The sequence below is a fragment of the Candidatus Sororendozoicomonas aggregata genome, assembly GCF_031528575.1.
Taxonomy (GTDB): Bacteria; Pseudomonadota; Gammaproteobacteria; order Pseudomonadales; family Endozoicomonadaceae; genus Endonucleibacter; species Endonucleibacter aggregata.
The window spans coordinates 1-5,662 of record NZ_JAVLSP010000144.1 but is presented as its reverse complement, the minus strand read 5'-3'; the positions used below and the strand labels follow the sequence as shown (position 1 = coordinate 5,662).

General features: G+C 47.3%; 6 protein-coding genes. 2 read left to right on the top strand and 4 right to left on the bottom strand.

The window, feature by feature from the left end; translation table 11 throughout:
• The 4 genes from V4C51_RS16860 to V4C51_RS16845 form a co-directional block, all read right to left on the bottom strand.
• Positions 1 to 1,245 (bottom strand): M20/M25/M40 family metallo-hydrolase (locus V4C51_RS16860; protein WP_330927345.1); only part of this gene is annotated, 1,245 nt, incomplete at its 3' end.
• Positions 1,246 to 1,566: 321 nt separating this feature from the next.
• Complete coding sequence (locus V4C51_RS16855) at positions 1,567 to 2,805, bottom strand: glycosyltransferase family 9 protein (RefSeq protein ID WP_330927344.1); 1,239 nt, start codon at positions 2,803 to 2,805, stop codon at positions 1,567 to 1,569.
• 1 nt (position 2,806) lies between these two features.
• Entirely contained in the window at positions 2,807 to 3,310 is a 504-nt protein-coding gene (locus V4C51_RS16850; protein WP_330927343.1) for a GtrA family protein, read from the bottom strand.
• Positions 3,307 to 4,128 (bottom strand): phosphatase PAP2 family protein, encoded by an 822-nt coding sequence (locus V4C51_RS16845; RefSeq protein ID WP_330927342.1) that lies wholly within the window; start codon positions 4,126 to 4,128, stop codon positions 3,307 to 3,309. Before V4C51_RS16845 ends, V4C51_RS16850 begins: the two co-directional genes overlap by 4 nt.
• Before the next feature lie 177 nt (positions 4,129 to 4,305).
• On the opposite strand from V4C51_RS16845, the gene V4C51_RS16840 reads away from it, so the two are divergent.
• On the top strand, positions 4,306 to 4,506 hold the full coding sequence (locus V4C51_RS16840; protein WP_330927341.1) for a hypothetical protein: 201 nt from the start codon (positions 4,306 to 4,308) through the stop codon (positions 4,504 to 4,506).
• A gap of 112 nt (positions 4,507 to 4,618) precedes the next feature.
• Positions 4,619 to 5,443: a CDP-diacylglycerol--serine O-phosphatidyltransferase gene (gene pssA / locus V4C51_RS16835; RefSeq protein ID WP_330927340.1), complete on the top strand. Its 825-nt coding sequence runs from the start codon at positions 4,619 to 4,621 to the stop codon at positions 5,441 to 5,443.
• Positions 5,444 to 5,662 lie beyond the last annotated feature (219 nt).

The window sequence follows — 5,662 nt, the reverse complement described above, 5'->3', positions numbered from 1 at the left end:
TTCGTTATCAACAAAGGTTAGATGACTGGCTGCCAGAAAACCGGCCATGGCTGTTACCGTGTTTACCCTTTGTTCAGGTTGTGAGCTATGTGTGGAGGTACTGGTCACAACGACCCTGACCTGGTTCTGTTCAGGGCTGACAGTAATGGTGACATCACTCCCCGTGTCGGATAAAAAACCAGGCTTTGCGGTATTTAATTGTTTAGCGACGTCTGTTGGGTTACCACTTAAAATGACAGCCGTTGACTCAGCGCTAGTTTGATTTGGGAGACTGCTTGTGAACTGTGTGATGGCGGGCTTTTTGGCATCGGGTAAAGCGCTTACAGGGAAGAGCGCTTTAATACTGCCCGTGTTATTTTCTGGGATAACGACAGGATGAAGGCTGTCGAGCACGATATTATAGGGCGGTAAAATACGGTGCTTTTTATAATAGTCAATCTCTTTACCAGCGGTTTCTTCCATTGTTCTGACCATCAGACGAATGCCGCGATGCAATGGTAGTTTATTCTCTTTGATGGCTTTCATGGCATACATGGCGCTGACAATAGAGCTTTTGTCATCTTCACTACCGCGACCATACAACCTGTCACCCACTTTGGTGAGTTTATAGGGGTTCAGTTGTTGACCATCATCAAGTAACCATTTTTTGGGGTCAGCCGGGACAATATCGGCATGGGTTATAATGCCAACATCCTCCACGGTATCTCCGGGGAGGGATACTTCAAACACATAATTATCAATATTTTTATAGATCAGCTTCCACTTCCATGCCATCTGTTCAATTAACTTGCCCATGGCAATGATGTCAGGGTTTTGGTTTGATGGAACACCGAGTGTATTTGCTGAGGGTATCGCTACCATTTTGGCCAATAATGCCTCGGCATCATCATAGTAGTGAAGGCGCACCCATAGCCCCAGTAGAGAGGGAATCAGCGCTGCTGCGGATTCATTGATGGTTCCGTTATCCACATAGGCCATCAGTGCATCGCCGCGCGATGAACTGACTGCTTTGCTGGCTATCACACTGGAGAGAAACTCTTTGAAATCACCCGTTGTATTGAGTTTTTTATTCTCCAGTAGTGTCGTCAGCTCATTGTGTGACAGTGGGCGCTTTTCTTGTGAAGTCGTTGCACTGGCAGATTTTGCCGATGATCTAGTGTCCTTGTTATTGTCACAGCCACTGAGTGCTATGCAAAAGCCCAGCAGTAAGGCGAGGGGTATGGAGGTTCTTCTAGCCAATTTCATGGACTCTCTCTCCTTAGGTGCTTCAGCGCTTCTGATAGAGACAACCCCTCTGATGTCAGGGAATCACCAGAAAGGTGAAAGATCATACTAGGAGCCTGACCGAGAATAGACTGCGCTACTGCGGTTGCGATAAATTGGTCTAAAAATTCCTGCTTCTTCGTCAAATAGCCCCACTATTATCCTCAGAAACAGAAGTTTTATCCTTAATTTCTCGCAATCCTCGCTAAGGGCGCTATTCTCGGCCAGGCTCCTAAGGTCAATGATTAGCGAAAGTCAGGGTCAAAAGTGATTGTCTTAACAAAGTAAACGACAAAATAATTATTAAGAAGCCTTTGCGATAACCTTGTTGTTCAGTGTGGGGCGGATCACTTTTAATACATCATCGGAAGTAATGGCTTTCAGGCACTGGTTATCGGTGCAGCTGGTCTTTCGGTGGTTGCCGGCGCTGACACAAGGAGAGCATGCCATACCCGCATAAATCGGGGTTGAGTTGCTGAGGGCACCGTAGAGCCTGGGTGTTTCAGGCCCAAAAATCACAAAGCTCGGAAGGTCTGTGACGGAAGCAAAGTGGGGTGGGCCAGAGTCATTGGATAACATCAAACTGGAAATGGAATATAAAGGCACCAGCTCACTGAACTGAAACAGACCAGCCGAATTGAAGCACCGTGACTGGTTGACCTTGTTATTGAGCTGCTCAGCGCTGGCTTTTTCAGATGGTGCGCCGGTAATAATAACCAGTATATCCGGGTATTCATTGATGAGTGTGCGGATCACTTCGGCAAAGCGATCTTCCATCCAGCGTCGCTGGGGCAGCAAGTCGCTGGCATTGGGATTAATTAGCACCAGGCGCTGCTTGTCAGGTGAGTAATCAGGTGCCAGTGATCGTATTTTTTTTATGGCAGCCTGTTTTTCAGTCTCAGTGATCTCAGCGCGCGCTAACTGTATATCGTTGCTGGAAATGGTTTCACGCTGATAGGGTTGGTGATCACAGCCCATGGCGGAGTGAGCCAGTACCATAAAGTTTTTTGAAATATGAAGATGTGGGTTATACATCACTGGGTGAGTTAAATGCTTACCCCGGTAAAGACCCTCTTCGTGCACCCTGTCGAACCCGATAGGATGGCTGGCACCAGACAACATACTGATCAGTGAGGTTACCCGTGAAAACAGCTCAAGATCAATCACTGTATCAATGCCTTTTTTACGGCACCAAAGCATAAGTTTCAGGGTATCTGTGCTGAGTGTAAAAAGGTTATCAGGGCGCAGTGTGAAGATATTGTCCGCAGGGACGGTTTTAAGGAGATCCAGGCTGGCAGCGTTGTTTTTAAAGATAACAAAGTGAAGTTCGCAGCCCTGTTTTTTGATCCAGCGCATGGCAGGGTCAGCAAGAATAGCACTGCCCATTTCAGATAGCTCAACAAACAGAACCTTATTGACTTTTCCTGCCTTGCCTCTTTTGCCCCTTAGCAGGGTATCTTTTATTTTCAACAGCGCACTGACCAGAAGGCATAAGGGTATGCCGACATAGTGGTTAATGGTTCGCATGGTATTGACTTTCATATCATCGCGCCTTATCAGCTTCCTGTTCGCGGTGGGTAAAGATAAACAGCGAAGCAATGGTGAAGTTAAACACCATGCCACAGCCAACACCTGCAATCAGTGCAAGCTGTTTATGGTCGGTAAAGAAAGGGACACAGGTGGTTAACAGGCAGTAGGTGCCCCAGTTGGGAAAGAAACTGACCAGGCACATCCCCAGGTATTTACTCCATTGGGCCAACTTTTTAGCTTTGGGAACGTGGGAAAAAGTGAGCTGGCGGTTCCAGAACCAGTTCCAGGTGGCAGATACCCAATAGGAAGCAGCGCGGGCAAAAAGATGGGGCGTGTTGAGAATTGAGGTGAGCAGGGTATAAATGCCTATATCCACCAGAAAACCACTGCTGCCGACAAAGCCAAACTTGATAAAGCGTTGAAAAAAAGCCCTGTGCCTTTTTACAAGGCCGGTTAGCGCAGATCCCCTCCGGTCAGTTGCCTGACTTTCAGCTGGATGCGTATTTTGCCAACTCATAGGCTCGTTGCCTGTGCGGGTTGTTTGTTTGATGAGAGGGTTCGGGCCAGAGACAGGGATTCTACTACAGTGAGTAGGAGTGCTAGGATAAATAAACTGTACTGCATAAACTGTGCACCGTTATAACGATTAAAGCCATTGCTGTAAAAGAACAGTATGCCGGTGGCGGTGAAACACAAACAAATGTAGAGTCCCCGAATGCAAAGGCCAGCCACAAAAAAGTGAGAGATCAGTTGACCAATGGCAGCACTTACTAAACCGAACCAGGCTCCCGCCAGTACATCTGCTGGCCAGTGAGCACCGACAACGACGCGTGATAGCCCACTGCAAATGGCCAGAAGTAGTGAAAAAGTGGTGACGACTGTTCGTCCAGACAATAGCAGGGCCAGTCCTGCCAGAAGGAAAACTGACCCAGTGTGGCCTGATGGCATGGAATGGCTTCTTAGCATAGGTCCAATGATGTTGACGGCATCACGGAGGGCTACCACCGGGCGGTTCAGGTCAATGACGTATTTTGCCGTTTGCAGGGAAATTGCCGCCAGTATCACCGAAAACACCAGAATCTGTTGCTTTACAGGGTTGTTTCTCACCAGTAGCATCATGCCCAGGGGGAATAAGAAAAAACCATCACCCATATCACTGAGCAGAGCCCATGGGGAGGGGCCGGTCCATAGAGCGAAGTGGCTGTTTATCCACAAAAAGACAGTGCTGTTGCTGGAGGTTACCCACAGTAGAGCGATAGCAGGCAGGCAGCATAAAGAGGCCCATTTAATGAGCGCCAGGCACTGTTGGCTTTCGATGGTTACAGGGGAATTCATGACCCGCTCTTTGGCTAATTGAGAACGAACGCCTTTTAAAGATAGAGCATATTTTTTTAAATGCTAATCAATATGAAGGGGGTTATAACGTCTCGCCTGTGGACGTATAAGGCGATACAGCAGATCTGTAACCCTTGGCTTGAATGATCTTTTTAAAGGTTTAAAAAGTCACCTCTGATGGAGCATTGGATTGGCGGCTATTTTACCTATAGTAACTTGCACGATCAGCAAAGGTATAACAGTGCCCACGGCGTTGAGGTTCTGGTTTGTTGCTTTGGTTTGCGCCATGAAGAAGACCATCTGCTAAGTTTTGAGTATTCGTTGCCTGCAGGATATGATGGCATTGTTGATGGCGCAAAAAGCCAGCAGGGCTGTTAATCTTGCTACAGGGATTTGCGACAATGGTATTTTACCGGTGTGATATCAGCGTTTTCGCTGGGTTTCTTGCAGGGTACTGTAGCGATCTATTGATTTTTATAACTGGTGAGTAATGCACGATAAAAGTAATAGGCCAGCAGAAGAAACGCCAACTGTTGAAGGGCGCTTTCCTGTGGATGAGCACATAGAAGAGGTTGATGAAAACGGTCAGACCATTCGGAGAAAAGGTATTTATCTGCTGCCGAACCTCTTTACCACGGGTAACCTGTTTTGTGGTTTTTATGCTGTCATTGCTGCTCAGGCTGGTTCTTTCTCATTGGCCTGTATAGCTATCTTTATTGCGATGCTGCTTGATGGATTAGACGGTCGTGTTGCAAGGATGACGAATACCCAGAGTAAGTTTGGTGAGCAGTTTGATAGCTTGGCAGATATGGTCACTTTCGGCGTTGCGCCTGCTGTGGTTGCGTACAGTTGGGCATTGCATGGCCTGGGTAAGGTGGGCTGGATGGTGGCATTTATTTATGCTGCTTGTGGAGCGCTGCGGTTGGCACGCTTTAATGCACAGATAGAAGTGATTGACAGTCGTTATTTTACCGGGTTGGCAAGTCCTGCGGCAGCGGCTGTTGTAGCGGGCCTGGTCTGGTCGCTGAGTGACTATGGTGTTGATAGTAACGACACGATATGGGTGGCAGTGATTGCAGCTATTGTTGTGGCATCAGCAGGGGTGTTGATGTTCAGCAATGTACGGTATTACAGTTTCAAGAAATTTGATTTGAAAGGACGCGTGCACTTTATCTTTATGCTGGTCATTGTCTTGTTGTTTGCAGTGATCTTCACTGATCCACCGAGGGTGTTAATGCTTATTTTTCTGGTGTATGTGTGTTCAGGACCTGTTAACGCAATTTGGCGGTTAAAAGGGCGATCAAAAAAAGCGTAATGTCTATACAGATTGTCGTGTTGTTATAGTGTTGCTTTTGGGTCTCCTGTGTTGATGAAGTTATAGGATAGGTAAAACTACGTGGTTGCGTTACTATACCATCGCCCTATAATGCGTCTTCAGCTTGGGCGGCACGCCTTCGGTTATTTTCTCTCCCACGTCAAAACGCGGGTTGACAGAAACCACTGAATCGGTAGAATGCGCCTCCACTGACTCAAC

Excerpts from the sequence above, each read along its gene's own strand:
- V4C51_RS16855 (WP_330927344.1), bottom strand. The coding sequence starts at position 2,805 with ATGAAAGTCAATACCATGCGAACCATTAACCACTATGTCGGCATACCC.
- V4C51_RS16850 (WP_330927343.1), bottom strand. The coding sequence starts at position 3,310 with ATGAGTTGGCAAAATACGCATCCAGCTGAAAGTCAGGCAACTGACCGG.
- V4C51_RS16845 (WP_330927342.1), bottom strand. The coding sequence starts at position 4,128 with ATGAATTCCCCTGTAACCATCGAAAGCCAACAGTGCCTGGCGCTCATT.
- V4C51_RS16840 (WP_330927341.1), top strand. The coding sequence starts at position 4,306 with ATGGAGCATTGGATTGGCGGCTATTTTACCTATAGTAACTTGCACGAT.
- pssA (WP_330927340.1), top strand. The coding sequence starts at position 4,619 with ATGCACGATAAAAGTAATAGGCCAGCAGAAGAAACGCCAACTGTTGAA.